Here is a 24,733-nt window from a genome sequence, read left to right as displayed (position 1 = left end):
TCAACTCTTTTCTGCTAACTCTATTTCTTGATCTTTTTGAATTTCTGTCATTACTTCTATATATATTGGCAATAATATTTCCAGGTTTTCTTTCATTAAATTAATATAAGGCTTAAAAGCTTCTACAATCTTTTTTCCTTTTTCTAAATTATCTTTCTCAAAACGAAGTTCTTCCACTTTATTACCCACTATCTTATTTTGAACTCTAGCCATAGGTAATAAAAATAATGTGTAGAAATCCATATTAGTAATTTTTTTAAACTGATCGTCGAACTGATTAAATAAAATAGACAATGATTTGGTAGACAAAGCATCTTTTGAACTGTTTATTTTGTTTAATGTTTCTCCAATACTATTCAACAACTTTGTAAGTTCATTAATATTTTTATCCATTTTAATTTTGGACTTTTGGAATTCTTTTAATTCCACAGGAAAAGTTAAATTTTCGTACCAATTTACATTTACTTGCGGTTCTTCTAGTTTTTTTTCTATCACTTCCTGCAAATCCAAGAAAACAGTGCCTTCAATGTTAGCTCCTTCTTGAGTCGTATTTATGAAATTTGTGTTCCTAAAAGCACGAATAGTATTTTCCAATCCAGCTTTCATTCTTAAAAAGCTTTCATTTGTTTGTATTTCTTCTCCCGTCACACTTTTAACCTGCAGCAGATCATCCCAAGAATAATCTATTTCTTTATTAGGATTTCCCTCGTAGTTTACCCCTTTAGAGTAGTGCTTCCCATCTAAATATGCCAGGTTCTGTCCGACAAATATAACCGGATCACTTCCTAATTTTGACAATAATTCTGTTGTGACAACAGCGATTGATGGGGCATCTTTGACTTTTGGAAGTCCAAGTTTTTTGTTTGATTTTAGGAAATATGATGAAACTGTGTCCTGTGTAGTAATCATACAAGCTTTTGGGCCACGATATTTTTCAAGAGTTTCGCATCCAACACTTGTCCCAAATATCATAGGAATATCAATATCGGCTTCCTTATTAATCGCTTTTCCAAATACGATATGATTATGAGGTTGAGGATCGTATGTACAGACTGCATCAGGGTAAATATCGTATTCTACTAAAGTGTTATTTGCAGAACCAACAGCGAAAATATACGCTAATTTATTTTCTTTTATATATCTTAAGTTATCAATTTCTTGATATAGGGACGGCCCAGCTGCAACTATAAGCACTGGTCTATTTTTAAAAAGAGCCTTATTTTCTTTCTGAAGTATGTTTGGGGTTTTAACTGTATGTTTTAAGTTTATTAAACTATTTATTGTCCATAACTTCTCATAGGCATAATTAGTTTTTAAGTTAGATCTTGTATCTTTTAAATAACTGACAAATAGATTTAGAAAATTTTGGTATTCTTCTTTAAAAACTCTTTCATAACTAGGTAGAGAAATGAATAAAACATTATGCGATAATTCATCGGAGTGTTTATGAAAAAATTCTTCTCTTCCAACGTTTAGAGTTTCTACGAATAGTTGTTTAATAGAATTATTTCCTAATATATGTATAGATCTCGTATTAATTAGACATTGAAAAATATCTTCTTTTGGTTCATACAAAGTGAGGGATAAATGAGGATACTGCTTAGCTATTAATTCAACATGATACCCAAGACCTACGCCATAAAAAAATATATGAGTTTTTTCATTCAATTCTTTTGAAAACTTTCTTACGAGGCTTTCTGCCTCGCGCCAGGGATCATATTTACTGTGTAAATACATATCTTCACCATTTTGTGTAAATTTTAATGTCGGTGCCCCTGATTTTGATTTTTCAATATGTGTATTTTGCTCTTCAGAATTATTCCTTAAAGTATTTCGAACCTCATAAAAATTTTTTTGAAGAAAAGCAATATTTTCAGTGTAAACCATAACGTACACCTTCCAAGTAAATGATATTCTGCGCTGCTTTTCGAATCTCGACAAATAAAGGTTCAACTTCATAACTAAGTATATCAGCAAACAAGATAGTATCTTGATTCTCAAATACTGCTTCTACTTCTTTTATTACATTCTCTAATTCAACTATTTTAGTCTGCACTTTTTTCCAGTTTTCAGGTTTGAATTTTAATTGGTTAATAGTTTTAACCGTTGTATAAATCCACTCAATTCCTTCAAGGAACTGAACCGTTTTTGTAGAACCTATTTCTTGTTCATTACTATACAACTCTTCTATAAATATTTTGACTTCTGGTAATGCCCGCTCGATATAAGCTTCAATCGAATTTAGAGACTCCTGGATTATTGCAGATTCTGTCTTAAAAACAGCTTCAACTTTTTTTAATCTCAACAGATTTTCTCTAAAGTATTTTTCATATTCGTTAAATACTTCTGAACCGTCAATAACAAAATGTGTGAATAAATAATCAGTATTTTTTAAAGCTTCATTTACTTTGTTTTCAATAGTTTGAAGACTTTGAATTTCATTACTCAATGTTATTGTTTTTCCTTGAATAATAAGTTCCATAGAACCTTTTCCTCTCTAACTTTAATCGTATTGTTAATAAATCTATTTTACTACATGAACTAATATATTATTTTTAATTATTCATTTTTATTAACATATAACTACATAATTTTCAATCACACATAGGAATATATTCTCAGTAATAATTTTTCGCTAAATGACTAAAAGAATTCAAATTAATAAAGAGGCTTCGGATGTCCGAAGCCTCTAGATATTACTGAAGTAATTGAAGGACTGATTGAGGTTGTTGATTGGCTTGAGCAAGCATAGATTGAGAAGCTTGTGAGAGAATATTGTTCTTTGTCATATTCATCATCTCTTTCGCCATATCCACGTCCCGGATCCGAGATTCAGCAGATTGAAGATTTTCAGCTGAAGTACCTAAATTATTAATTGTGTGCTCTAAACGATTCTGGTAGGCTCCAAGCTTTGAACGCTCACTGGAAACTCTCTCAATAGCGTCATTAATAGTAGTAATTGCTGTATTGGAACCACTTTGAGTTTCAAGCGCTCCCGTTCCAGAAGCAGGAGTTTTTAAATCTTGAATACTGCTTCCCGAAGCTATACTACCACTAGCGTCAGCTGTGCCTAAGCGAGCAGTATCCATTGATTCGATAGAGAGTTCAAGATTTTGGTCTGAGTTCGCCCCAATTTGGAAAGTGAAAGACTGAGCAGCACCGGTGAAATCGCCTCCACTATCTTTTGCCCCTAATAAATTTTGCGTATTAAATTCAGTATTTCCTGCTATACGATCGATTTCGTCTACCAATTGGTCAAGTTCTTTTTGTAACTCTCCTCGATCTGTTTCTGTATTTGTATCGTTAGAAGATTGAACAGCAAGTTCTCTCATACGTTGTAAAATACTATGAGTTTCATTCAAAGCTCCTTCTGCAGTTTGAATCAATGATACGCCATCCTGCGCGTTACGATCTGCCTGCTCTAAGCCACGAATTTGGCCTCGCATTTTTTCACTGATTGCAAGTCCCGCTGCATCGTCGCCAGCACGATTAATCCTTAGACCAGAAGATAGCTTTTCCATTGAATCACCCATATTGTTCTGGTTCGAGCTCATTTGACGCTGTGCGTTCATCGCGCCTAAGTTGTGGTTAATAATCATTGTAAAATTCCTCCTTGAATGTGTAAGTACTTTCCACGTCCTTGTGGTAAGCCTATGTCACAGAATTTGCTTTTACGCCCGTACGCTGCGTTTCGGCATTTCCTGCTTACACTCCTTATATCGGCTGTTCGGTTTAAGTATTTAGTATTTTCTGGCATTCTCTTAAAATATTCTTTTAGTTATATTATGCAAAAAGTACTAGTTATTTTCACATAGCATTCGTATACTTATTTACGGGCATTCCAGTGGGGCAATAATTTAGTCAAGGATGGGGTAACTATGAATAGTTTTATTGTTTTGGAAGAGTACGAAGTAAATGAAAACACGATGGCGATTGTGCCACATTTTGAAGGAGAGGCGAAAAGTATTATATGGGAGAAGGACGGGGCTCGTATTCCGGCTTCGTGTACGCCGACCGCTATTATTAAACGGGGGTGTCTGCGGGGAGGATCTTCTTTTGAAGGACGAAGCGAAGCGGTGAAGCATTACTTACATATCCGCAAGAAGCTGCCGGTGCCCGTGAATCCATCGGAAGGCATTTATGCGTTTCCGATTTCATCGCTGCGCGATCCGGAAAACATCTGGATTTTTTATAACCACGTGCAGCCCGGGCAGTTTATTACTTCAGATGATGGCACTTTAATTCAGTTTACCGACGGTGCTTCTCTTCCGACAAAAGCGAGTACCTTTATGATCCAGCAGCAGCTGTTTCGTACTGGTCACTGCCAGAGCATGTTCACCGCCTAAAAAGCAAAAAAAACAGAGCAGGGAGTATTGGGGACTCCCGCTCTGTTGATGTTTGCTTGGTTAGAAAAGTATAATGCCTAAAAAAATTCAGCGACGTTGCTGTCTAGCTACGATGCTATGATTCTAAGAAGTAGTTTCAAGACTGCGTCAGCATGTTCGCTAATAATACTAAAAGTCATGCCGGGCTGAAATATAGAGCACGGCATTTTTTGATGCGTGAATTCCGCCGCTTGAGCCCTCGGGTTATTTAACATAGACTTAAGCGGCATTTTTGTGCTCTCTTAAACTGTCCAGCTACGCCACCCAGCCGTCTGGAGCGGCTGTACAGGGTAGCTTCGCTTTTCGTGATGTCTAGCTTCGGTCCGCAGTCGCTCGTTCCGTTGACCTTCCCTGCCTTCCTTGTTTGACAACAAGTCCAGGCAGGGCGTGGTCAGCCGTACGAGACTCCTGAACGGCGGACCTACGCCTTTCTATCACGTAATAAACTCGACCCAGTTTTCTTCGATCGCACGCTTGATGGTGTGCGTGCGATCATTGGCCTGCATCTTTTTCGTCAGGTGGCTGACGTGGTTGTTGACGGTGGCTACTGCCAGAAAGCATTCCTCGGCAATTTTGCGGTTGCTTTTGCCTTCGAGGATTTTTTCCAAAATCCTGATTTCTGCTTCGGACAGCGTGCCGCGTGCTTTATGCACGTCGAGTTCGAGCTGCTGTTCGGGGGGTTCTTCCTGAAGCTGGTTCATGCGGCGGTACCGTTCAACGACCTGCGGCTGAAATACCGGGTCGATGTACGTCTGAAACTGCGTGGCGCGCATAAAATGCTTGCGCCAGTCGTCTTCTTCGCGCTCGGCGGCAAGAAGCATCGTCACCTCCTGGCAGATGAATTCATCCACCAGATGTCTGAGCCGCTCCGGCAGGTTCACACCAATCCTGCACGCGGACCCGACCCGTTTTGCTTCCTGCAGACGCACAAACGCATCCAAATCACTGCACGCTGTGTAATAAAGCGTGTCCTTCTGCAGACCGCGCTGCATGAGCGTGGTCCACTCTTCCCCATTCGTGCGCACAGCCAGCTTCCCCATTGATTCTGCTGCCTGCGGCAGTACTTCTGATCCCTGCAGGTCGATAAATAAAATCGGTACCCTGCTTCCCGGGATGTTGCGACTGTAAGTCCTGGCCATTATGTATTCCTCCTGAGACCTCACCGAAAGTGATGTTTTTTTTGTTGAACACACTTTCCCCAAGCATGCCCTCTGCGTTTTTGTCTGTTGATTTCTCTCTGTAAACTGCAGCAGGACAACCAATCCCCTGAACTCGAACGACCGTATACAAATTCTACCTTTTTTTCACAGGTCCCGACAAGAAGCCCTATGACCCTAGGCATTTTCCACTTATCGTAAATTAATTATATCATAAATATGAATAAAGAACTATAATATTTCCTTATTGTTCATTTTTTAGATACATTTCCATATTTTTTAGTATTTTTATTAGTTCGTAAGTTGTATGTAGTGAATGAATAGCCATTTAATTATTTTTTGATATTTTCCGATAATTTCTGCAAAAGCGTAATATCACCCGCAAGTGACTGCCGGTTTTCCTGCTGAATAGAAACGTATACTTCCTGGCGATGTATATCAATATGCTCCGGGGCATCGATACCCAGCTTCACCTGGTCTCCTTCTATTCCGAGTACAGTGATCGCGATATCATCCCCGACACGAATTGATTCTTTTTTCTTTCGTGTGAGTACTAACATGATCCTGTGCCTTCTTTCTGCGTCCGCTGAAACAGCAGATGCTTCGTCTCGTACGGCGACTGTGCCATCGGCCACTGCTTGCCGAGCTTTTGTTCGACGTTAATAATAAGCGGTGCCTGCAGATTCGCCGTACTTTCTTCGAGTGTGTTTGCAAGCGTCAGTGTGACATAGACAAGTACCTGCTCCGGGTTTTCGATATGCAGCTGTTCCGTGACTGCGTCCGGTACTTCAAGCTCATAGTCCGGGAAAAACACGAACGGGTCGGCGGTAATAAACGCAATGTGCGCGTGTTGCACGGACTGCATAATAAACAGGCTGCCGCTGTCGTCGAACGGAAGAAAAACAAAGTCCCGTTCGTCTTCAAACGCCGGAATACCCTGCGCAAAACGGGTAATATCCTCTTCTTCAATTGTGACAGCACCTAAATGCTTCGTTTCGATTTCCACTCCTCTGCCTCCTTGTAAATTGAATGCCTACGCGAAACAGATGACAGTCACAAAGACCAGTATACTGAATCGCTCTTCATAATAAAACAGATTTTCCCACATTTTATAAAATTTTATCTTAAAAAGTCCATAAGCGTCGTCTGCATGATACGTCCGGCCGAAGCGAGAGCTGCCTGGTGCACGGTCTGCTGGTTCGTTAAATTGGTAATGACTTCTTCCAAATCGGCGTCTTCGTTGTTGGACATGATTTTGTTGGAAATGACCTTTTGATCGGCAAGCCGGCTTTCAATCATTTCAATCCGGTTCGAGCGCGCGCCGAGTTCGGCCCTCTCATTCACTATGGTGTTCATCTGCTTATCGAGCGTGCCCAGGTATTCCTGCAAATCCTCACCGGTCGTATCTGGATTTTCCAGATCGGCCTGCAGCTGTTCGAGTTCGGCAAACAGCTGCTCGTTAAACACCCCGCCCGGCGTGGAGCTCACCTCGATGTTAATGCCCTTCATGAGCTCCATTTCCACTGCATCGCCGTGACCGGTAAAGCTGTCCGCCGTTACGCCGTTTTCGGCCGCATTCGTGTCAATCGGCGGATTCGTCGTATTGGAGCCGTTAAAAATGTATTTGTCGCCGACCTTCGAATTGGCGGAGCTGATCAGCTGTTCCTTCAGCTCGCTGATTTCTTTGGCTATATTGCCGCGCTGTTCGCCTTCATACGTGTCGTTCGACGCCTGAGTAACGAGCTCGCGCACCCGCTGCATTACCTGGGTCGCTTCCCCGAGAGCGGCGTCACTCGAATCAAGCCAGTTGTGAGCTTCACCTACGTTCCGTTCAAACTGCTCCACCTCCCCGACCTGGGAGCGGTACCGCATCCCATTCATGGCGACGACCGGGTCCTGGGAGGCACGGGTAATTTTCTTGCCGGTGGACAATTGGTCCTGCAGGTTCATCATCTGATCGTAGCTCTGGCTGATATGGCCGTTGGACCGCTGGCTCATCATCTGCTGGGTGACTCGCATACTCGTTTTCCTCCTTTTTTAACGGCCGACCAGACCCATGTTGTTGATGATACGGTCGAGCATTTCGTCAAATGTCGTCACGCTCCGGGACGCCGCGTTATAGGCGTGCTGAAACTGGATCATGTTGGCCATTTCCTCATCCATGCTGACCCCGCTCACCGACATGCGGCGCTCATCGGCGCTTGAGGTCAGCGACTGGGTAATGTTTGTTTTCTGGTTCGCTTCGCTGGCGTCAACAGCCATCTGGCCAATCACGCCCTGGTAGAACCGCTGCACACTGGTGGAGTTTTCATTTCCTGCACCAAAGTTCAAATCCGCGTCCTTCACGTTGGCCAGGTTCAGCGCGTTGCTGCCGTTGCCCGCGTAGCCGGTGCCGTTTTCCGAGGCAGAGGCTGCGGCGATATTGTTCAGGTCCGCTTTTACATCGCCACTGACGCGCAACGCACTCGCTGCTCCCTTCGATTCAAGAACATTTGCATCAAATGTGAAAAAGTCTATGCCCACGCCCTTCGTGCCTGCTTCCACGTCGTTCATCGTCCACCCTTCCTGGTGGACATCGTTCAGCGCGTTCGCGAAGGTCGTAACCATTGTATCGATGTTATTCAGCATGTCCGGATACAGGCCTTCCACCTCCCCGGAAACATCGTTTCTGTAGCCGTATGCCTCATGCAGCCCCTGCATGCTGCCGCTCGACTGCATAAACGCGTTGGTATTTGCAGACGGATTGTCGATGTTCGTTCCCGCCTTGCCATTTGCCCACTCGAAGCCTGCTGTTTCCACACGCCCGTTCCGGCCGGCGGATTTTTCCACACTCACCTCCTGGTACGCAAGCGCATTGCCGTCCACGAGCTTCTGCAGCCGGTCCCCGGTGTCGCTCGTCATGAAAATATCGACGGTGCCCTCAGCGTTGCTGTTGGCCTTGCCGCCGCTCGGATTGCGCTTCACTTCCACAGTCGTCATCGACGAAAGCTCGTCAATCAGCCGGTCGCGTTCGTCATACAGATCGTTTGGCACCTTGCCGTGCGGCTCCACGCCGGCGATCTGTTCGTTCACGCTGCTGATCTGGCTGAGAAGCGAATTAAACTGGCCGGTTTCATTATCAATCTGCGCGTCCAGGTCGGTTTTGTTCGCCTGCAGCGAGTTGGATATGTAGGAAAAGGTGTCGACCATCGCCTCCCCGCGCTGTCGGACGACCGAGCGTGCGCCGGAATCTTCCGGATTGGACGAGAGGTCCTGCAGCGACTTCCAGAATTCGTCCATCGCGTTGGCGACGCCTTCATCAGTCGGCTCGTTCATCAGATCCTCCATCCGGGAGAGGTTTTCGTTTTTCGTTTCCCAGTAGCCGAGCTTGGCATTTTCGCCCCGGTACTGCACGTCAAGGTACTGGTCGCGGATGCGCGCCACCGTGTTGGAGTCCACGCCGGTCCCCATCTGGCCCGGGGTGCTCGGCTGGTTCATGCCGGCTTTAGAAAAAGCATCACTCTGCTGCAGGTCGACCCGCTGACGTGTGAACCCCGGCGTATTGGCATTGGCAATGTTATGTCCCGTCGTCTGCAGCGCGTGCTGCTGGGCAGTGAGTGCCCGTTTCGCTGTTTCAAGCCCCATGAATGTCGAAGTCATGCGTGTTCCTCCCCGTTTCTATGTACCTGCTGCTTATGCCCGTGAATCAAAAACCGAGTATTCCCGCTTTGAGCGCTGCGGCGTCTGTCCCTGCCGGCCGTACTGGACCGATTCCTGCGGCTGCATGGCACTCAGCATCACCTGCGTGTATTTCATTGCATCCTCAAGCATGGCGCGGTTCAGCTCCTCCTGGTTCTGCAGGGCGGCCATCACCTGAATCAGTTCGTACTGCAGCGCTTCGAGCTGCGTTCGTTCCTCCGCGTCTGCAAGTGGCTTTAAGGCGTCAATGGATACAGATTCCTCAGGGCTCGCGCCTGCAAGCGCTGCGGCCTGCTGGTGGCGCTCACGCTCGATCCGGGTAATGCGCTGCACCTGCCGGCGTTCGTCGCGGACAAGCTGCTGCAGGGATTCTGCGTTACCGTTTTTCAGCATCTGCGTCTTCTGTCCGGACATGCCGAGCAGCACTCGGTGCTCTTCGATCAGTGCGTTCAGCTGTTCTATTACTATCTGTACGCTCATGCGGTCGCTCCTTTATGTATATGTATCAGCAGGCCGGAAATAGGCCTGCTACTGATTATTCCAGTAATCCTGCATTTTCTTTGCCGTCTCTTGCGGCCGCACCTCGTACGTGCCGTTTTCAATCTGGGCCTTCAGCTGTTCAACCTTTTCCTTCCGGGCCGGGTCAATAGCCTCTGACTGCTGCAGCTGTTTGGCTGCGCTCGAAATTTCGACGGAGTCTTTCTTACCCCCCTGCTCGCCCTGCGGCGGCTTCTGCTGTTGGGCGGCCTGGCTGCGGTATATGGCATTAGCGGAATGCGCGGAATGAATTTTCATCTGTTAAGTCCCTCCCATCCGGACGTTACGCTCCGGCTGATTTGTTACTCTTTATATCGGCCAGATTGTCGTCGTTTTCCTTGGTACTTAAGACTTAAATTTTAACATACATACATGCTTTTTGACTCATTCATTATTCCCACGCCCGGTACGTCGCCCGTGTGTCTTTAATTTTTTTGGCTTCCCACTCTTTCTGCTTCGCCTCCGCCTCCAGGCCTGAGGAAATACGGCCGCTGCACGTGCGGCAGAGCCGGTGCTCACGGATCGGTTCGCCGCACCCCTCGCACGGATAGCTGAAGTTCGGCAGATGCGCCAGATTCAGACGCCCTTCGCGGATGTAGCGGAAAATATCTTCCTCGCTGACTCCGGTGGCCTCAGTGACCTCAAGAATCGTCGACTGGCGATGCCTGCTTTTTCTTACGTGCGTGTATACTTTTTGGAACCGTTCTTCCTCCACCCGGTGGCATTCCGGGCAGACCGAACGAAGCGCCTGCACAAACAAATTGCCGCATGACGGACAGTTTTTTAATTCACCCATGGTTCGTTTCTCCTTTGACTCATTGTTGCTTTTTATATCGGCACAACCAGCCCGGAGTTTAAGCACGGATTAACGTAAGCGATGCCGTCGAAGCAGCTCCTGCTGCTTCAAGCACGCCTGCCGCTTCGCGAACCGTCGCTCCGGTTGTATAAATATCATCAATGATCAGAACGTTTCGGCCAATAATTTTTTCAGGAGCAGGCACGGTAAATCCGCGCACGGTTTCCAGTCGTTTCTGTTTCGTCTGCTTGCTTTGCTTTTCGCCATCTCCCGTCCCCCGTTCGAGTGCTGAAACGTATGGAATTTTAAGACCGGCAGCAAGCACCTCCGCCTGATTAAAACGTCGCTCCTGCAGCCGCTCTGTAGCAAGCGGAACCGGAACCGGCATAAAACCCCGAAAATGCTTCCGGTACGCGCGGCGAAGGTCGTCATAAAACGCAGCGGCCATCACCGCGTCCCCGCGGAATTTCCACCGGGTTGTCCACGCCTTCATCCAATCATCGTAATGAAACAGCGAAACGTTTTTCACCCATCTCTCAGCATTTCCCCGCCGGCGCCACCCGGTGCAGTCGGAACACAGATCCCCATTTCCGTGCACCGAGCACTCCGGACACACCGCCCCGGTAATTACAGGCAGCTGCCCGGAGCAGGTGTCACACAGCTGCGCCTGTTTCCACGCAAACAGATTATTGTACGTCCACGACATCTGCAGCCGCTTCCGGCAGGAAAGACAGTAGCCTCTCGTAAAGGATAAAAGTGGGCCATCATCATTCATTGGGCGCCGCCTCCTCCCGGTTCATCGCTTCAATATGATGAATCGTCTGCTGGATCGCTTTCGTACGGCCGTAATGGAAGAAAACGACATCGCCCTCCGGTCGTTCCGGGTTCCGTCCGGCTCGGCCGGCGATCTGCACAAGAGCGCTTTCGGTGAAAATATCATCATCGGCACCCAGCACTGCCACGTCCGCCTTTGGAATCGTGACGCCGCGCTCCAATATCGTCGTTGTTACTAGAATATCGAGATGCCCTTCCCGGAAAGCAGTAATTTTTTCCTCACGCTTTTCATCCTCGGCGTGCACTCCGTCGCAGCGGAAGCCTTCTGTCCGGAGGGCTTCCACCGCCGGCCGTATAACCGCCACCGATGGAACAAATATAAAGAGCGGGAAAGCCCCGTCCCGCCTCCGGCACCACTGTACCAGCGCATGCGGCAGCCGCCCGCGGGAGAGCTGCAGTCTCCAGTTTCCGGCCCACCGGCACACAGGCACCGGAAGCGGCTGCCCGTGAAACCGGCGCGACACCCGCACATATGCGAGACTTCCGCTTTTCATCCGCCGCTGTTCGTTCTTTCCGGGGGTCGCACTTAAATACACTACTGCCGCCTGTGGGCGGCATGCTGCCCGTACAGCCATTTGGAGACCCGGGTCAAACACATAAGGAAACGCGTCCACCTCGTCGATTATCGCCAAATCAAAGGCGTGCTTAAACCGGCGCGCCTGGTGGGCCGTTGCGAGCACAAGACGCGCTCCCGGAAAGGCATCGGAACTGCCGGCATACCAGGCTGCAGCCGGCACATCTGGAAACACGCCGGAAAGTCTCGGATACAGCTCGCGCACGACGTCTGTCCGCGGCGTCGCCCACAGCACCCGTTCACCCCGGGCAAGTGACTCAGCCACTGCCTGAAACATCATTTCAGTTTTGCCCGCGCCACACACCGCCCAAATGTACAGCTCCTGCTTCCGCCTGCCGGCTTCAACAGCAGCAAGGGACGCCTGTTCCTGTCCGGACGAGAGCCGCCCGTTCCATGCCAGCGGATCAGAAAATACCGGGGCCGCTTCGGCTCCCGTCCAGTAGTAAAGCGGCGTACAGGCCGACACCCGTCCCATTTCGAGACATTCCCGGCAATAGACGCACCGCTTGCGGCCGCAGGCACATGCATGGGCACCGAACAGTTCAGGGGTTTGATTGCTGCAGCGCAGGCATCGCCAAAAAGAGCGCTGCTGCGTGATGCCGGGCACCTTCTGCAGCATTCCTGTCTGCACATAGGTATCAATGATTTGTTGATCGCACGGAAGCTCCTGGGCGAGTAGCGCCCGACCGCTGCAGTGGGCCTGCATCTGTTCGTGTTCAGGTAAGGATAAAGCAGAGGATTCAGAAACGGAAGAAATGGAAGGAAAAGTTGGCTCCGGCCGTCTGCTGCCGGTAAACCAGGTAGATAGTATATTCATGGGAGGTGGTTCCTTTCGTTGGAGGGGTATAAGAGGAGGCGGCCTGGAGGGGCCGCCGGAATTACTTGGAGAGGGTTTCAGGACGATACCAGGCGAGCCCGATGGCATTTTCACCAAGATGCGTGCCAATCACCGGCCCAAGGTGTTCGAGAACGACCCGGGACTCCGGCGAAGCTTCCTGCAGCTGCCGGCGGAAGGCTTCCCCGGCCTCTTCGGCGTTTGCATGGAGGACGCTTGCTTCAAGCGGGCCTTTGGTCGCTTCCTCCAAAAAGAGGGACTGAATACGGGCGAGCGCTTTTTTGGATGTGCGCACTTTTTCATACGGCACAATCTTTTTGTCGGTAAATTCGAGGACCGGCTTGATGCGCAGCATACTGCCAACCATTGCCTGCGCCCCGCTCAGCCGGCCGCCCCGCTGCAGGTGACGCAGATCTTCGACAATAAAATAGGCCCGCATCGTTTCTTTGATTTTATCAAGCTCGGTAAAAATGTCCGCTACATTGTATCCTTCAGAAGCCATCCGGGCGGCAGTCAACACATAATAGCCCTGGGCCCGGGCACTGATCTCCGAGTCGTAGCAGTGCACGCGAACGGTGTCTTCAAGGTCCGCAGCAACAGCCACTGCTGTCTGGTGCGTCCCGCTGATCCCGCTGCTTAAATGAATGGAAATAATGTCATCGGCCTCCGGGGCGAGCTCCCGGTAAAGATCCTCCATTTTTCCCGGCGACGGCTGGGATGTGGTCGGAAGCGTTTCCGAATTTCTCATCGTCTGAAAATAAGTTGCTGCCTCCCACTCCGTTTCCGGCATCGTTTCTTCATTTACCACCACATTGAGCGGAATTTCGTGAATGTTCCACTGCTTAAGTTCTTCAGGGGTCAGGTACGAGGTGCTGTCAGTAACTACGGCGATATTTGGCAAACAGGCCCTCTCCTTTCGTTCTGTCTATAATATGCATGTATGAGTTCGTTTTCATTTTACGGACTTCCCGCCGGAAGTCAATGCCAAAGCGCAAAAAAGGCTGCCGATATTCCACCGGCAGCCTTTACTTATTTAGCGGACTTTCACCCAGCCCTTTTTGATGGATTCGACAACCGCCTGCGTCCGGTCGTTCACATTCATTTTCTGCAGGATATTACTCACGTGGTTTTTCACCGTTTTTTCACTGATATAAAGAGACTCACCGATCATCCGGTTGCTGTAGCCATCCGTCATCAGCTGAAGCACTTCGCACTCGCGGCGTGTCAGAATGTGGAGCGGCTTACGGTACTCCACCTCTTTGTAGCCGATTTCGGTATCGTCTGCGCCGTGATCGTCACCTTCATGGGCAAGCCGGCGATATTCGTTAATCAGATTCTGCGTTACCTTCGGGTGAATGTAGGCGCCGCCGGAGCCGACCACCTTCACCGCTTCAATCAGGGCGTCGGCATCCATTTCCTTCAGCAGGTAGCCGGAAGCTCCTGTTTTCAATACGTGCGTCACGTACGACTCATCGTCGTGAATGCTCAGAATAAGCACCTTTAAATCCGGGTGGCGTTCGATCAGCGTCTTGGTCGCTTCAACGCCGTTAACACCCGGCATGTTGATATCCATCAGCACAACGTCCGGATGATAATCGTTGACAAGAGCAAACGCTTCTTCTCCGTCACTGCCTTCTGCAACAATCTCAAAGTTTTCTTCCATATCCAGAATGCGTTTAACGCCTTCACGGAAAAGCTGATGGTCATCAATTAACAGCAATTTGATTTTTTCATCGATACGTTCTTGCATACGTTCTCATCCTTTCTTCGCTTCACTTATCTTTTGGTTATTTAATGCAGTCTTTTGTTTTAATGAACCGGCACAAACACTTTCACTCTCGTGCCCTGGCCGACCACGGAATCAATCGTCAGCTCCCCGCCCAGCGCGTTCACACGTTCTCTCATGCCGAGAAGGCCGAACGATTTGTCCCGTTCCTTTTGTACGTCGAACCCCTTGCCGTCATCCTTGATTAAAATCGTAATGCTCGTCGGCCGCTGTTCGAGCTGTACCCGGAGAAGGTCCGGCTTTGCGTGCTTGTAGGCATTCTGGGCTGCCTCCTGGACAATGCGGAACAGTCCGATCTCAAGGTTCGGGGCGACTCTTGCTTCTTTCCCCTTCGTGGTAAACTCTGTCACCATGCCCGTATTGTCTTCAAGGTGGCGCAGATACTTCTGCAGCGTCGGCACGAGGCCAAGGTCATCAATCGCCATCGGGCGCAGGTCATAAATGATCCTGCGTACTTCCCCGAGGCTCGAGCGGATCAGCACACGCAGCTCCCGGAACTCCTGGATGGCTTCCTCCGCGCTTTTTTCGCGGGAGATTTTCTCTACAAGCTCCGAGCGGAGAAGTACGTGTGCGAGCGTCTGCGCCGGGCCGTCGTGAATTTCACGCGCCACCCGCTTGCGCTCGTCCTCCTGCGCTTCAATGATCTGCAGACCGAACTCATGCTTTTCCCGGGCATTTTCGACAAATTCCCCGACGTCCTGAAGATCGCCGGCAAGAAAGTTATACACAATGCCTACCTGGGAAACAAGCGTTTCAGCCCGTTCAATGGTTTCATCCAGTTGAATCAGGCGGCGTTCGATATTGTCCCTGCGGTCGCGGAGGCGTTTTTCCTCCTGGCGCACCACAGCGAGATTTACCTGCGATTCGTTGGCTTTTTCATACACCTTCTGCACTTCTTCATCACTGAACTGCCGAAACCGTTTGCTTACCTCTGCTAACTGATTTCTTGCGACCCTGGCTTCAACCTCGAGCTGATCGGAGCGTTCAATCGTTTCCGAAATGTGTTCCTGTATTTCCTTCAACTCTTCCTGGAGTGAGTGAAGTTCTTTTCTGGAGGTTTCACTGATCTCAAAAATTTCTTCTTTGCTTTTCTCTACTGTCTGAAGCATTTGGTCAATAATTTGATCTAAGTCTGCTGCATTTCGCAAGGCCACCATCACCCTCTATACTTGCCTGCGAATTTTCAATACCGTTTGGAACGGTTCATGAATAGTTTAGCATATTCGTTTGGACCTATTCCGCTATGTAATGAAAAATCACAAATTTACATATTTACCTCTAATTTTGTTTCATTTTCGCCCGTTTCCTGTTATATACTGGCCAAAATGTTGCAACCATTACAATCATATTATACGGTAATAACATTACCTAGGAGGAATGTTACCGTATGCTTACTTCATATCGTACCATTAAACAGAGCGGACATCATGAATTTACCATAAATAAATCACGCTTTATTACCCATATTACCCGCGCAGAAGACGAAGTAACCGCTCATTCATTCATAGAGCAGATAAAAAAAGAGCACTGGAACGCCGCCCACAACTGTTCGGCGTATTTGATCGGCGAGCAGGACCACATTCAAAAAGCCAATGATGACGGTGAGCCGAACGGCACTGCCGGAGTACCAATGCTCGAGGTGCTGAAAAAACGGGAGCTGAAAGATACCGCCGTCGTTGTCACCCGCTACTTCGGCGGAATAAAGCTCGGCGCTGGCGGACTCATCCGCGCCTATGGCTCATCGGTTTCCGAAGCGCTGAATCACATCGGCATCGTGCGCCGTACGCTGATGCAGGAGCTCATTGTCTCTACCGACTACAGTCTGCTCGGCAAGCTGGAATATGAAGCCCGGAAGTCCTCCTATATTCTTGATTCGATTGACTACGAAGAGCAGGTGAAGCTTCATCTTTATACCCCTGTCGAAGAAACGGAAACGTGCCGGGAGTGGCTTGTGAACATAAGCAGCGGCCAGGCCGGGATAGAAGAAGGGGAGCAGGCCTTCGTGGAAACCGACGAACCCTCGTAGCCTTTCATTTATTTCCCCGGTAATACGAAGCGGCCGCTGGCAAATACGTTCCCGGCCCAGAAATAGTTTTCGTACCGGGTGTTTATTTTGTTTACTATCGTTTCTGCCTCGGATACAATGAAAGAATACAATATTTTTCAAAATGCTCCCATTTCAGCTGATTTTTATATAATAGCGTATCTGCAGACGTTTTCTGCCGTTTTCTGTACTAAGATCATTATACAATCTAAAGGAGAAGTGCCGACATGCCAAGCTCAACGTCTCAACGGAGGAATCTTCGTAAAAGAAGAAAGAAATCCTTCATCTGGAAAACCACAGCCATCGTGGCATTGCTTTTTCTTCTGCTTGCCGGAGGAGCTTCTGCCTACTTTCTCCAGCAGTTGAACAGCGTGTCCGCTGATACAGAGGAAGAGCTCGAACGCGGCGAAAAATCGGATCTCCGGGACCAGGCCGTTGATCCCTCAGAGGACAGCTTCTCGGTTTTATTCCTTGGAGTGGATGACCGTGAAAATGGATCCATGGATGGACGCTCTGACGCAATGGTCGTCGGTACATTCAACAAGGACTCCAAAAAAGTAAAGCTTGTGAGTATTCCAAGAGATTCGCTCGTAAATATTGAAGGAAACGGCGAAGACAAAATCGCACACGCCAATGCTTACGGCGGCACCGACCTGGCCGTCCAGTCCGTAGAAAATACACTGAACATCCCAATCGACTATTATGTAAAATCAGATTTCGCTGCTTTTACCGACATTATCAACGACCTTAACGGTGTCGACGTTGACGTGCCATTTGATTTCACGGAGGAAGGAACAGAGTTTGAAGAAGGGCCGGCAACGCTCAACGGCGAAGAAGCGCTGAAATACGTGCGGATGAGAAAAGAAGACCCACGGGGCGATCTTGGACGCGGCGAACGTCAGCAGGAAGTGCTTGAAAGCCTGATCAAAAAAGCCGGCTCCATCGAATCCATCGATAACTACGATGATGTATTTGACAGCGTCAGTGAAAATGTCAGCACCAACTTCACATTCGGCAACATGATCGCTCTGCAGCAGTACGCCGATTCGTTAAACGAAATTGACTCTAGCCAGCTGCGGGGGTCAGATACAACGATCAATGGCATTTATTACTACCAGCTGGACCCGGAGGAAACGCTCGAAACTTCCAACAACCTGCGCAAGCAGCTCGACCTTCCGGCTTCTGAAGAACCGCTGGCACTCCCGGGCACACAGGTGAACAATGAAGCTCCTGCTGTTGAAGAAGCTCCGGCTGAGGAACCCGATGAGGAGCCTGCGGCTGAAGAAGAGGCACCGGCTGAGGAATCCTACGAAGAACCTGCGGCAGAGGAGGAAGTGCCTGCAGAGGAAGAATCGTATGAAGAAGCGCCAGCGACAGAGGAAGAAGCTCCGGTGGAAGAATCCTACGAAGAGCCGGCAACAGAAGAAGAGGCGCCGGCTGAGGAGTCCTACGAGGAGCCTGCTACGGAAGAAGAAGTACCGGCTGAAGAGGAGTCATACGAAGAAGCGCCAGCCGAAGAGGAAAGCTACGAGGAACCAACACCTTAAACCACAAGTTTTTCAGCATAAAAAAAGCCCGGAAGGAGAAGATGCTCCTTCCGGGCTTTTCTATAACTATTTCCGGCCGATGCCGTGATAAATAAAGCCGGCTTCTTTAAATTCCCTGGCTTCAAATGCATTTCTGCCGTCAATCATGACCGGCTTGTTCATAATGCTTTTTAATTTCTCCGGCGTGACCTGAAGGCATTCATCCCACTCTGTCACAAGCATCGCCGCGTCTGCGCCTTCGCAGGCATCCAGCGCGCTTTCTGCGAAATAAATGTCTCCCTCGAGCAGCTGCTTGGCATTGTCCTCTGCTACCGGGTCAAAGGCACGCACCTTCACACCGTATTCCTGGAGCGAACGGATGATTTTCAGCGACGGGGCTTCCCGCATATCGTCTGTGTTCGGCTTGAACGCCAGTCCGAGAAGCGCCACCGTAATATTGCGAATGTCTTCGTTAAAAATCACATTCAGGTGATCCACCATGCGCAGGCTCTGCTTTTCGTTCACGTCATTGACGGCCTGCAGCAGCTGCGGATAGTAGCCTTTGACCTCTGCCAGGTGCTTGATCGCTTTAACATCCTTCGGGAAGCAGGAGCCGCCGTAGCCGATCCCCGCGTTCAAAAACTTCGGACCGATCCGGTTGTCCATCCCCATTCCGCGTGTAACCGCATTGATATCTGCACCGTAGTAATCGCAGATGTTTGCCACTTCGTTCACAAAAGAGATCTTCGTGGCAAGAAAGGCATTGGAGGCGTATTTGATCATTTCGGAGCTGCGCGGATCTGTCACGACGATGTTGTCTGTAAGCGGCTGGTGCAGCTCAGTTAAAATGCCCGCTGCTTTGTCGGAATTTGTGCCGATAATGACACGGTCAGGATTGAATGTGTCCTTCACAGCTGATCCTTCCCGGAGAAATTCCGGCACCGAGCATACTTCGATCTGCGCATCCGGATTTTTGTCTGCAATCAGTCTGCGCACGCGGTCTGCAGTTCCTACCGGTACCGTCGATTTATTCACTACGACGCGGAATTTATCATCATCCACCGCTTCCCCGATTTCGTCCGCCACGCCGTACACGTAGGACATGTTCGCTGCTCCTGTTTCTGATTCGGGCGTGCCGACAGCAATAACCACCACATCTGATGCCTGTACGGCAGGCTTCAGTTCTGTTGTAAACTGCAGGCGTCCGGCTGCCCGGTTTGAGTCCACCAGTTCTTTAAGCCCCGGTTCATAAATCGGGATCTCGCCATTGTTCAGCCGGTCCACCTTCTCCGGAATTTTATCCACACAGATTACCTCATTGCCAAGTTCTGCAAAGCTTGTGCCTGATACAAGGCCCACATAGCCGGTACCTACTACTGTTAGCTTCATACATCTTCCCAACCTTTAATTTATGTATTTTCGTTCTTTTATACGCATGAATGACCGCTTATGGTTTAAGCGTTATTGCCAAATTTTATTGTATCATATTTTGCCATTTATTCTACATTCACTTCTGCATACATATTAAAGGTCCCGATCTTCGATCTGCGAACGCACCGGCATGCCGGTCTGGGCTCCTTCCTTTTCGACAGAAAGCGCTGAGGCGGCATTGGCAAACCGGCAGGCCTCTTCAAGCGGCATCCCTTCTGCCACTGCTGTCGCAAACGCTCCATTAAAGGTGTCACCTGCCCCTGTGGTGTCCCGCACGTCCGCCGTCCGCACTGGAATGACGGCCTCGCGGCCATCTGCCCGGATAATCGATGCTCCCGCTGCCCCCTTCGTGATCACTACATTTTCACGGCGGTCGGCAATCGCCGGGTACGCCTCCCGCAGTTGTTCAAACTCCTGCTCGTTTGGTGTCAGATAGGAGGCTTTACCCCAATACGCCGGGGACAGCGGCTGCATGGGCGCCGGGTTTAAAATAACCGGCGTCTGCTCCTCCTCAGCGGTTTGAAGCACCTTCTCCACCGACGGCGCTGGAATTTCAAGCTGTACGAGCACTGCGTCTGCCTCTCTCAGAAGCGACCGGCTTTCTTCAATATCATCAGGGCTGACCGTGGCGTTCGCCCCCGGGGTCACAATAATGCAGTTGTCTCCTTCAGATACAATAATTACAGCCACACCGCTCGCAAGGTCTGGACGCGTGCGGACATGGTCTGTATTGATGCCTTCTGCGTGTAAATGCTCCAAATATTCTGTGCCGAAAGCATCGCTTCCAACCGCTCCGATCATTGATACCCGGGCACCGAGGCGGGCAGCGGCCACTGCCTGATTGGCCCCTTTCCCGCCAAAATATGTATGAAAGCCTTCCCCGAGGATCGTTTCTCCCCGGGAAGGCATACGTTCCGCTGTGGTGACCAGATCCATGTTAATGCTTCCAACAACCACTATATTTGCTGGCATTCATCTATCACTCCCTGCTTGGACTAACAAAATTCTGCGTATAAAACGGACGGTTTTCGTCGTCGAATGCCACGCCGACACCAAGACCATCGTAATTGCCAAGCATCGCTTCGCGGTGCCCTTCATACGAATTCATCCATCCGGCCGTGGCATACAGCGGCGCCCGCTGCCCGGAGGCGATATTTTCGGCAGCCTGGACGTAGCGGATGCCGTCACTTTCGAGGCGGTCAAACGGCGACTGGCCTTCCGGATTCACGTGATCGAAAAACTGATTTTCAGCCATGTTTTCACTGTGCGCCCTTGCAACAGCTGCCACCGGCTCATTGTAGGCGAGCGTATCCCGGCCGAGCTGCACACGCTGCGCATTGGTTAAATGCCATACAAGCCGTTCATACGACTCCCGTACTTCTTCGGACTCTTCGGTATAGAACGACGAGTTTCTTTCCACCTCTTTATCCACCAGCAGCAGAGCATTCACCCTGTTTTCTTCATGGACATCATAGAAAAAGGTCGCAAAGCCTTCCTCCACTTCGTAAACGCCCTGCTGCTGTTCATCCGTTTCCGTGCGGATGTTTCCGCGGGTTACCGTCTCCATCGATTCACCGTACGTATCTTGAATCACATTGCGCCCGGTGCCCCAGCCGTTTCCTTCACTGTCCTGCCACGTCTGCTGGTTGGAATAAAGCGCCACTACACGTCCGTCTTCAATCCCGTACTGGGCGTACTGTTCATAATCATCGTCGTAATAAATATGCCAGTCGAACGAATAGCTGCCGGCCTGCACGTCCTTCGCTTCCCCGCGTGCCGTTTCCACTTCTTCAAGACTGTCTCCAAGACTCACGCCTGCAACCTCCCAGTCCCCTGTTCCTTCAGGCACTTCCGTTTCTACAGTGCCAGCCTCTGGAGCGCCTCCGCTCGTTTCATCCGCCTGCAGGTTTTCCCCGAGCAGATTGGATAAAAACAGGGCCATTCGTTCGCCCTGCGTCTCCGTTCCTTCGTATGTCGTGCCGCCTGCTTCCTCGAGACGGTCTTTAACCCCGCTCCAGGGAGAATCCGCCGGGCTGTAAACTACGAACGCTGCCAACAGAGCCAACAACACCGCCGTACCAACCAGACTCTTCATGTGCATAACTCCTCTATTTGCTCATTTATTGTTTGTTTTACTCGTATATTTTAATTGTACAGGAAAAAGGCCCGTGGGAATATTAACTTGCATTTGGATATTCCCCTTAAAAGTCCTTCGGCAGAATGATATACTATAAGGACGTACAGACTATCTTTAACGCCGGTGCATGTATATAACAAACTTTATAACTATGACATTTATAAAAGGGTGAAAAAGTATGGCTTTATTCGGTAAAAAAAAGCAATCGTCCCAGGGTGACGCTGTTAAACCAGAAGAACTGGCAGACCAAACCCCGGCGGATGAGGAAACCATAGACGAAGCACATGATGACAGCGGACGGACCGTAGAAACGACTCTCAGCCTGCATCCGGACGCCGAAATTCCGGAAGAGGATGAATACTACCTGCGCTTTTTAAACGGGGAAGCACCCCGGCTAAAACCCGGGCAGGTCGCTCTATCGGGCATAAGCGCACAGCGGGATGAAAATGGACTGATGCTTGTCACCGCCTTTATCCGCAACGGCGCAGAAAAAGCCATCCGTTTGAAGCAGTCCACGGTGCTTCTGATGAGTAATGACAACCAGGTAATCGCGAAAAAGAAAGTGGATTTAAGCGGTGTCGGCGATATCCCGCCAAGAAGCGCCCGGCCGTGGAACTTTTATTTCGCGCCTAAGGAACAGCTTCAGCAGGAACTTCCTAAAGACGGATGGAAAATCGGCTTTCACGTGGAAAAACCAAAGCGCGAGCACCATCTTGACCTTGCCGACAGCTGGAAAAGTGCGCTCAGCGACCAGCAGGTGGACAAGCTGAAGGACATGATCCGTGACATGAAGCCGCCGCGTCCCGGTGAGGTCAACTTCATGGGGATGCGCGCCGTGCAGTCGGAAAACGGTGACCTGCATGTAACGCTTCTCATCCGCAACGGAGGCAACAATGAGCTCAAGCTCGACAACGTGCCGCTGCAGGTGGAGGATGCGCACGAAGAGGTCATTGCCCGGGGCGGATTTAAGCTCGACGATTTTGCCGTGCAGCCGTTCTCAAGCCGGCCATGGACGTTTGTTTTTCCGCATCGTCTTCTGAAAAAAGAGGAAATTGATCTTTCCAAATGGAGAGCATATCCGATTAAAAAGAAACAGAATGAAGACAACGCGTAACGAAGGAGCCCAAACCGGGCTCTTTTTTTACGCAAAAAAGCCGCCGTGGCAGTTGCCCGGCGGCTTTTCTCTCTACAATGACTACTTTTTATCCGTTTCGGTTTGCAGAATATTGTTCTGCAGGTAATCCTCAAGCGGCTCACGCAGATCTTCCCGGTCGAGCGCAAAGTCGATCGTCGCTTTAACAAAGCCGAACTTATCGCCAACATCGTAGCGCACACCGTCAAATTCATAAGCCAGCACGTCCTGGCTTTCATTCAGCTTCGTAATGGCATCCGTCAGCTGGATCTCATTGCCGGATCCTGGCGGCAGCGTTTCGAGAATGTCGAAAATTTCCGGTGTCAGAACGTAGCGTCCCATTACCGCATAGTTGGACGGAGCATCTGCAAGATCCGGCTTTTCCTTTAAGCCCTGGACTTTATGCACGCCGGCTTCTTCCTCGCTTTTCGGATCAATGATGCCGTATTTGGAAACGTCCTGGTCCGGCACCTGCTGGACACCGACAACCGAGCTCTGGTATTTATCAAACACGTCTGTCAGCTGCTTCATGCACGGCTCGTCCGAATGCACAATATCATCCCCAAGAAGTACAGCAAACGGCTCGTCCCCGATAAAACGGTGGGCGCACCAGATGGCATGGCCGAGGCCCTTCGGCTCTTTCTGACGGATGTAGTGAATATTTGCCATATTGGAGATCTGCTGGACCTCCTCGAGCTGCTTCGTTTTGTTTTTCTTTTCAAGCGTCTGCTCGAGCTCGTAGGAAACGTCGAAGTGGTCCTCGATCGCGCGTTTGCCGCGGCCGCTTACAATAATAATGTCTTCAATGCCGGCAGCAATCGCTTCTTCTACTATGTATTGAATAGTGGGTTTGTCCACGATCGGAAGCATTTCCTTCGGCTGCGCCTTTGTCGCCGGAAGAAAACGCGTTCCAAGCCCTGCGGCCGGGATAATAGCTTTACGTACTTTCATCTTTTTTCCTCCTTGATAACTGTGCTGCGTGCCCTGCACGCATGTTAAATATAAGACAAATTAAGCTGTATTCAACATACCATATCGAATGGGAAATACAAATACATGGGATAAAATCATACTGCTTGAATTTTCCAAAAGCAGGGCAGGGCTCCCAAAGTGTTGTCACATTCTGCTTCTTCCTTTTGTTGGAATATATGGTATAGTAGTTATATTCTAACACGAAAGGAGGCGCAACCGCGTTTTTTTCTGCTCCCAAGGTCCTGTCTGCGGCCTTATTTTCACCAACCCCCTCCTCTTGGTGAAATACTCCCTACAAATTTTTAACGAAAGAGGTGTATGCCCGTGCCCCGGGAAGAACGCCTTTGGTTTCCTGGCACCGTCTATTACATTACTGCAGCTGGGGCTTCCAACCGCACTTTATTTCCCGACGAAAAAGACTATAAACAATACGTATACTTATTAGCCAAAGTAATCAATACTACGAAGCTCGATCTTCATGCCTACTGTCTGCTTCCGGACAGCATTCATCTGCTGGCCGAATCCACGTACGTCTCCATCTCCACAATTATGCGGGAGCTGCATGCGTCCTATGCCATGCACTACCGGCGCCATTATGACACCGGAGGCCCCGTTTTTCAGTCTCGTTACCATTCCGAACTTCTCCCTGATGAAACCTCCTTTTTTGAACAGAGCCGCCGGATACACCTGCTTCCTTCTGAGAAGCTGGATCATCCCTACCCCGGATCATACCGGTGGTGCAGCGCACGGGACTACCTTGCGCCCCAGCCCGAGTATGCCCCGAGGCATCCCTTTTTATCCCTCGAACGCACTCTTGCCTTTTTTCCTTCTCCAAGACATGAATACTTTCACCAATTTTTATACCACACGTCTGTAACCCAGACCCACTAACTATTCAGGAGTGATTAC

The 24,733-nt window shown here is 49.3% G+C and carries 25 protein-coding genes; 5 read left to right on the top strand and 20 right to left on the bottom strand.

Features of this window, described 5'->3' with window-relative positions; translation table 11 throughout:
- The 3 genes from ACTRXF_RS06500 to hag all read right to left on the bottom strand — a co-directional run bounded on the left by ACTRXF_RS06500 (nucleotide 1) and on the right by hag (nucleotide 3,599).
- On the bottom strand, nucleotides 1-1,887 hold the full coding sequence (locus ACTRXF_RS06500) for a motility associated factor glycosyltransferase family protein (RefSeq protein ID WP_474261131.1): 1,887 nt from the start codon (nucleotides 1,885-1,887) through the stop codon (nucleotides 1-3).
- Nucleotides 1,874-2,482: a hypothetical protein gene (locus ACTRXF_RS06495; protein WP_474261130.1), complete on the bottom strand. Its 609-nt coding sequence runs from the start codon at nucleotides 2,480-2,482 to the stop codon at nucleotides 1,874-1,876. Before ACTRXF_RS06495 ends, ACTRXF_RS06500 begins: the two co-directional genes overlap by 14 nt.
- A 214-nt stretch (nucleotides 2,483-2,696) precedes the next feature.
- Nucleotides 2,697-3,599: a flagellin Hag gene (hag, locus tag ACTRXF_RS06490; protein ID WP_474261129.1), complete on the bottom strand. Its 903-nt coding sequence runs from the start codon at nucleotides 3,597-3,599 to the stop codon at nucleotides 2,697-2,699.
- Nucleotides 3,600-3,878: 279 nt separating this feature from the next.
- On the opposite strand from hag, the gene ACTRXF_RS06485 reads away from it, so the two are divergent.
- Nucleotides 3,879-4,346 carry a competence protein ComK gene (locus tag ACTRXF_RS06485; protein ID WP_474261128.1) on the top strand — a complete coding sequence of 156 codons (468 nt, stop codon included), beginning with the start codon at nucleotides 3,879-3,881 and terminating at the stop codon, nucleotides 4,344-4,346.
- Between the two features lie 473 nt (nucleotides 4,347-4,819).
- On the opposite strand, the gene ACTRXF_RS06480 is transcribed toward ACTRXF_RS06485, so the two are convergent.
- From ACTRXF_RS06480 to ACTRXF_RS06420, 13 genes are all read right to left on the bottom strand, one after another.
- Nucleotides 4,820-5,524 carry a response regulator transcription factor gene (locus tag ACTRXF_RS06480; protein WP_319630876.1) on the bottom strand — a complete coding sequence of 235 codons (705 nt, stop codon included), beginning with the start codon at nucleotides 5,522-5,524 and terminating at the stop codon, nucleotides 4,820-4,822.
- A gap of 350 nt (nucleotides 5,525-5,874) precedes the next feature.
- Nucleotides 5,875-6,102 carry a carbon storage regulator CsrA gene (gene csrA / locus ACTRXF_RS06475; RefSeq protein ID WP_022793397.1) on the bottom strand — a complete coding sequence of 76 codons (228 nt, stop codon included), beginning with the start codon at nucleotides 6,100-6,102 and terminating at the stop codon, nucleotides 5,875-5,877.
- The gene (gene fliW / locus ACTRXF_RS06470; protein ID WP_474261127.1) at nucleotides 6,096-6,548 is read right to left on the bottom strand and encodes a flagellar assembly protein FliW; all 453 of its coding nucleotides are present in this window, start codon (nucleotides 6,546-6,548) and stop codon (nucleotides 6,096-6,098) included. The genes csrA and fliW overlap by 7 nt, the downstream gene beginning before the upstream one ends.
- Before the next feature lie 113 nt (nucleotides 6,549-6,661).
- Complete coding sequence (flgL, locus tag ACTRXF_RS06465) at nucleotides 6,662-7,561, bottom strand: flagellar hook-associated protein FlgL (protein ID WP_474261126.1); 900 nt, start codon at nucleotides 7,559-7,561, stop codon at nucleotides 6,662-6,664.
- A gap of 18 nt (nucleotides 7,562-7,579) precedes the next feature.
- Nucleotides 7,580-9,181, bottom strand: a complete 1,602-nt coding sequence (gene flgK / locus ACTRXF_RS06460; protein WP_474261125.1) for a flagellar hook-associated protein FlgK — start codon at nucleotides 9,179-9,181, stop codon at nucleotides 7,580-7,582.
- 33 nt (nucleotides 9,182-9,214) lie between these two features.
- Nucleotides 9,215-9,700, bottom strand: coding sequence for a flagellar protein FlgN (locus ACTRXF_RS06455; RefSeq protein ID WP_474261124.1), 486 nt, complete (start codon nucleotides 9,698-9,700; stop codon nucleotides 9,215-9,217).
- Between the two features lie 48 nt (nucleotides 9,701-9,748).
- The gene (gene flgM, locus ACTRXF_RS06450) at nucleotides 9,749-10,015 is read right to left on the bottom strand and encodes a flagellar biosynthesis anti-sigma factor FlgM (protein WP_474261123.1); all 267 of its coding nucleotides are present in this window, start codon (nucleotides 10,013-10,015) and stop codon (nucleotides 9,749-9,751) included.
- A gap of 133 nt (nucleotides 10,016-10,148) precedes the next feature.
- Nucleotides 10,149-10,553, bottom strand: coding sequence for a TIGR03826 family flagellar region protein (locus ACTRXF_RS06445; protein WP_474261122.1), 405 nt, complete (start codon nucleotides 10,551-10,553; stop codon nucleotides 10,149-10,151).
- Between the two features lie 58 nt (nucleotides 10,554-10,611).
- Nucleotides 10,612-11,328, bottom strand: coding sequence for a phosphoribosyltransferase family protein (locus ACTRXF_RS06440; protein ID WP_474261121.1), 717 nt, complete (start codon nucleotides 11,326-11,328; stop codon nucleotides 10,612-10,614).
- Nucleotides 11,321-12,778, bottom strand: coding sequence for an ATP-dependent helicase ComFA (locus ACTRXF_RS06435; protein ID WP_474261120.1), 1,458 nt, complete (start codon nucleotides 12,776-12,778; stop codon nucleotides 11,321-11,323). Before ACTRXF_RS06435 ends, ACTRXF_RS06440 begins: the two co-directional genes overlap by 8 nt.
- Nucleotides 12,779-12,839: 61 nt before the next feature.
- Complete coding sequence (locus tag ACTRXF_RS06430) at nucleotides 12,840-13,697, bottom strand: DegV family protein (RefSeq protein ID WP_474261119.1); 858 nt, start codon at nucleotides 13,695-13,697, stop codon at nucleotides 12,840-12,842.
- A 132-nt stretch (nucleotides 13,698-13,829) separates the two neighbouring features.
- Nucleotides 13,830-14,546 (bottom strand): response regulator, encoded by a 717-nt coding sequence (locus ACTRXF_RS06425; protein WP_462866373.1) that lies wholly within the window; start codon nucleotides 14,544-14,546, stop codon nucleotides 13,830-13,832.
- Between the two features lie 59 nt (nucleotides 14,547-14,605).
- A complete protein-coding gene (locus tag ACTRXF_RS06420) occupies nucleotides 14,606-15,739 on the bottom strand; it encodes a sensor histidine kinase (protein ID WP_474261117.1) in 1,134 nt (377 codons plus the stop codon).
- A 230-nt stretch (nucleotides 15,740-15,969) separates the two neighbouring features.
- On the opposite strand from ACTRXF_RS06420, the gene ACTRXF_RS06415 reads away from it, so the two are divergent.
- Together ACTRXF_RS06415 and ACTRXF_RS06410 are read left to right on the top strand one after the other, a co-directional pair.
- Nucleotides 15,970-16,608 carry a YigZ family protein gene (locus tag ACTRXF_RS06415; protein ID WP_474261116.1) on the top strand — a complete coding sequence of 213 codons (639 nt, stop codon included), beginning with the start codon at nucleotides 15,970-15,972 and terminating at the stop codon, nucleotides 16,606-16,608.
- 245 nt (nucleotides 16,609-16,853) lie between these two features.
- Nucleotides 16,854-18,173, top strand: coding sequence for an LCP family protein (locus ACTRXF_RS06410; RefSeq protein ID WP_474261115.1), 1,320 nt, complete (start codon nucleotides 16,854-16,856; stop codon nucleotides 18,171-18,173).
- A 66-nt stretch (nucleotides 18,174-18,239) separates the two neighbouring features.
- On the opposite strand, the gene ACTRXF_RS06405 is transcribed toward ACTRXF_RS06410, so the two are convergent.
- The 3 genes from ACTRXF_RS06405 to ACTRXF_RS06395 all read right to left on the bottom strand — a co-directional run bounded on the left by ACTRXF_RS06405 (nucleotide 18,240) and on the right by ACTRXF_RS06395 (nucleotide 21,678).
- Nucleotides 18,240-19,541, bottom strand: coding sequence for a UDP-glucose dehydrogenase family protein (locus ACTRXF_RS06405; RefSeq protein WP_474261114.1), 1,302 nt, complete (start codon nucleotides 19,539-19,541; stop codon nucleotides 18,240-18,242).
- A gap of 135 nt (nucleotides 19,542-19,676) precedes the next feature.
- Nucleotides 19,677-20,555 carry a ribokinase gene (gene rbsK / locus ACTRXF_RS06400; protein ID WP_474261113.1) on the bottom strand — a complete coding sequence of 293 codons (879 nt, stop codon included), beginning with the start codon at nucleotides 20,553-20,555 and terminating at the stop codon, nucleotides 19,677-19,679.
- A gap of 7 nt (nucleotides 20,556-20,562) precedes the next feature.
- Nucleotides 20,563-21,678: a CAP domain-containing protein gene (locus ACTRXF_RS06395; protein WP_474278290.1), complete on the bottom strand. Its 1,116-nt coding sequence runs from the start codon at nucleotides 21,676-21,678 to the stop codon at nucleotides 20,563-20,565.
- 220 nt (nucleotides 21,679-21,898) lie between these two features.
- Here ACTRXF_RS06395 and ACTRXF_RS06390 point away from each other — a divergent pair, with 220 nt between their 5' ends.
- Nucleotides 21,899-22,834, top strand: coding sequence for an accessory Sec system S-layer assembly protein (locus ACTRXF_RS06390; protein WP_474261111.1), 936 nt, complete (start codon nucleotides 21,899-21,901; stop codon nucleotides 22,832-22,834).
- A gap of 81 nt (nucleotides 22,835-22,915) precedes the next feature.
- On the opposite strand, the gene galU is transcribed toward ACTRXF_RS06390, so the two are convergent.
- Nucleotides 22,916-23,803, bottom strand: a complete 888-nt coding sequence (gene galU / locus ACTRXF_RS06385) for a UTP--glucose-1-phosphate uridylyltransferase GalU (protein ID WP_474261110.1) — start codon at nucleotides 23,801-23,803, stop codon at nucleotides 22,916-22,918.
- Nucleotides 23,804-24,148: 345 nt separating this feature from the next.
- Here galU and ACTRXF_RS06380 point away from each other — a divergent pair, with 345 nt between their 5' ends.
- Nucleotides 24,149-24,715 (top strand): transposase, encoded by a 567-nt coding sequence (locus tag ACTRXF_RS06380; protein WP_474261109.1) that lies wholly within the window; start codon nucleotides 24,149-24,151, stop codon nucleotides 24,713-24,715.
- Nucleotides 24,716-24,733 lie beyond the last annotated feature (18 nt).

The organism is Marinococcus sp. LNHM3E3-2.2, assembly GCF_056034385.1.
This window is presented reverse-complemented; position numbering and strand designations above follow the sequence as displayed.

What these genes read in the sequence shown, in the direction of transcription:
- ACTRXF_RS06500 (WP_474261131.1), bottom strand. Translation starts at nt 1,887, where the DNA reads ATGGTTTACACTGAAAATATTGCTTTTCTTCAAAAAAATTTTTATGAG.
- ACTRXF_RS06495 (WP_474261130.1), bottom strand. Translation starts at nt 2,482, where the DNA reads ATGGAACTTATTATTCAAGGAAAAACAATAACATTGAGTAATGAAATT.
- hag (WP_474261129.1), bottom strand. Translation starts at nt 3,599, where the DNA reads ATGATTATTAACCACAACTTAGGCGCGATGAACGCACAGCGTCAAATG.
- ACTRXF_RS06485 (WP_474261128.1), top strand. Translation starts at nt 3,879, where the DNA reads ATGAATAGTTTTATTGTTTTGGAAGAGTACGAAGTAAATGAAAACACG.
- ACTRXF_RS06480 (WP_319630876.1), bottom strand. Translation starts at nt 5,524, where the DNA reads ATGGCCAGGACTTACAGTCGCAACATCCCGGGAAGCAGGGTACCGATT.
- csrA (WP_022793397.1), bottom strand. Translation starts at nt 6,102, where the DNA reads ATGTTAGTACTCACACGAAAGAAAAAAGAATCAATTCGTGTCGGGGAT.
- flgL (WP_474261126.1), bottom strand. Translation starts at nt 7,561, where the DNA reads ATGCGAGTCACCCAGCAGATGATGAGCCAGCGGTCCAACGGCCATATC.
- flgK (WP_474261125.1), bottom strand. Translation starts at nt 9,181, where the DNA reads ATGACTTCGACATTCATGGGGCTTGAAACAGCGAAACGGGCACTCACT.
- ACTRXF_RS06455 (WP_474261124.1), bottom strand. Translation starts at nt 9,700, where the DNA reads ATGAGCGTACAGATAGTAATAGAACAGCTGAACGCACTGATCGAAGAG.
- flgM (WP_474261123.1), bottom strand. Translation starts at nt 10,015, where the DNA reads ATGAAAATTCATTCCGCGCATTCCGCTAATGCCATATACCGCAGCCAG.
- ACTRXF_RS06445 (WP_474261122.1), bottom strand. Translation starts at nt 10,553, where the DNA reads ATGGGTGAATTAAAAAACTGTCCGTCATGCGGCAATTTGTTTGTGCAG.
- ACTRXF_RS06440 (WP_474261121.1), bottom strand. Translation starts at nt 11,328, where the DNA reads ATGAATGATGATGGCCCACTTTTATCCTTTACGAGAGGCTACTGTCTT.
- ACTRXF_RS06435 (WP_474261120.1), bottom strand. Translation starts at nt 12,778, where the DNA reads ATGAATATACTATCTACCTGGTTTACCGGCAGCAGACGGCCGGAGCCA.
- ACTRXF_RS06425 (WP_462866373.1), bottom strand. Translation starts at nt 14,546, where the DNA reads ATGCAAGAACGTATCGATGAAAAAATCAAATTGCTGTTAATTGATGAC.
- ACTRXF_RS06420 (WP_474261117.1), bottom strand. Translation starts at nt 15,739, where the DNA reads ATGGTGGCCTTGCGAAATGCAGCAGACTTAGATCAAATTATTGACCAA.
- ACTRXF_RS06415 (WP_474261116.1), top strand. Translation starts at nt 15,970, where the DNA reads ATGCTTACTTCATATCGTACCATTAAACAGAGCGGACATCATGAATTT.
- ACTRXF_RS06410 (WP_474261115.1), top strand. Translation starts at nt 16,854, where the DNA reads ATGCCAAGCTCAACGTCTCAACGGAGGAATCTTCGTAAAAGAAGAAAG.
- ACTRXF_RS06405 (WP_474261114.1), bottom strand. Translation starts at nt 19,541, where the DNA reads ATGAAGCTAACAGTAGTAGGTACCGGCTATGTGGGCCTTGTATCAGGC.
- rbsK (WP_474261113.1), bottom strand. Translation starts at nt 20,555, where the DNA reads ATGCCAGCAAATATAGTGGTTGTTGGAAGCATTAACATGGATCTGGTC.
- ACTRXF_RS06395 (WP_474278290.1), bottom strand. Translation starts at nt 21,678, where the DNA reads ATGAAGAGTCTGGTTGGTACGGCGGTGTTGTTGGCTCTGTTGGCAGCG.
- ACTRXF_RS06390 (WP_474261111.1), top strand. Translation starts at nt 21,899, where the DNA reads ATGGCTTTATTCGGTAAAAAAAAGCAATCGTCCCAGGGTGACGCTGTT.
- galU (WP_474261110.1), bottom strand. Translation starts at nt 23,803, where the DNA reads ATGAAAGTACGTAAAGCTATTATCCCGGCCGCAGGGCTTGGAACGCGT.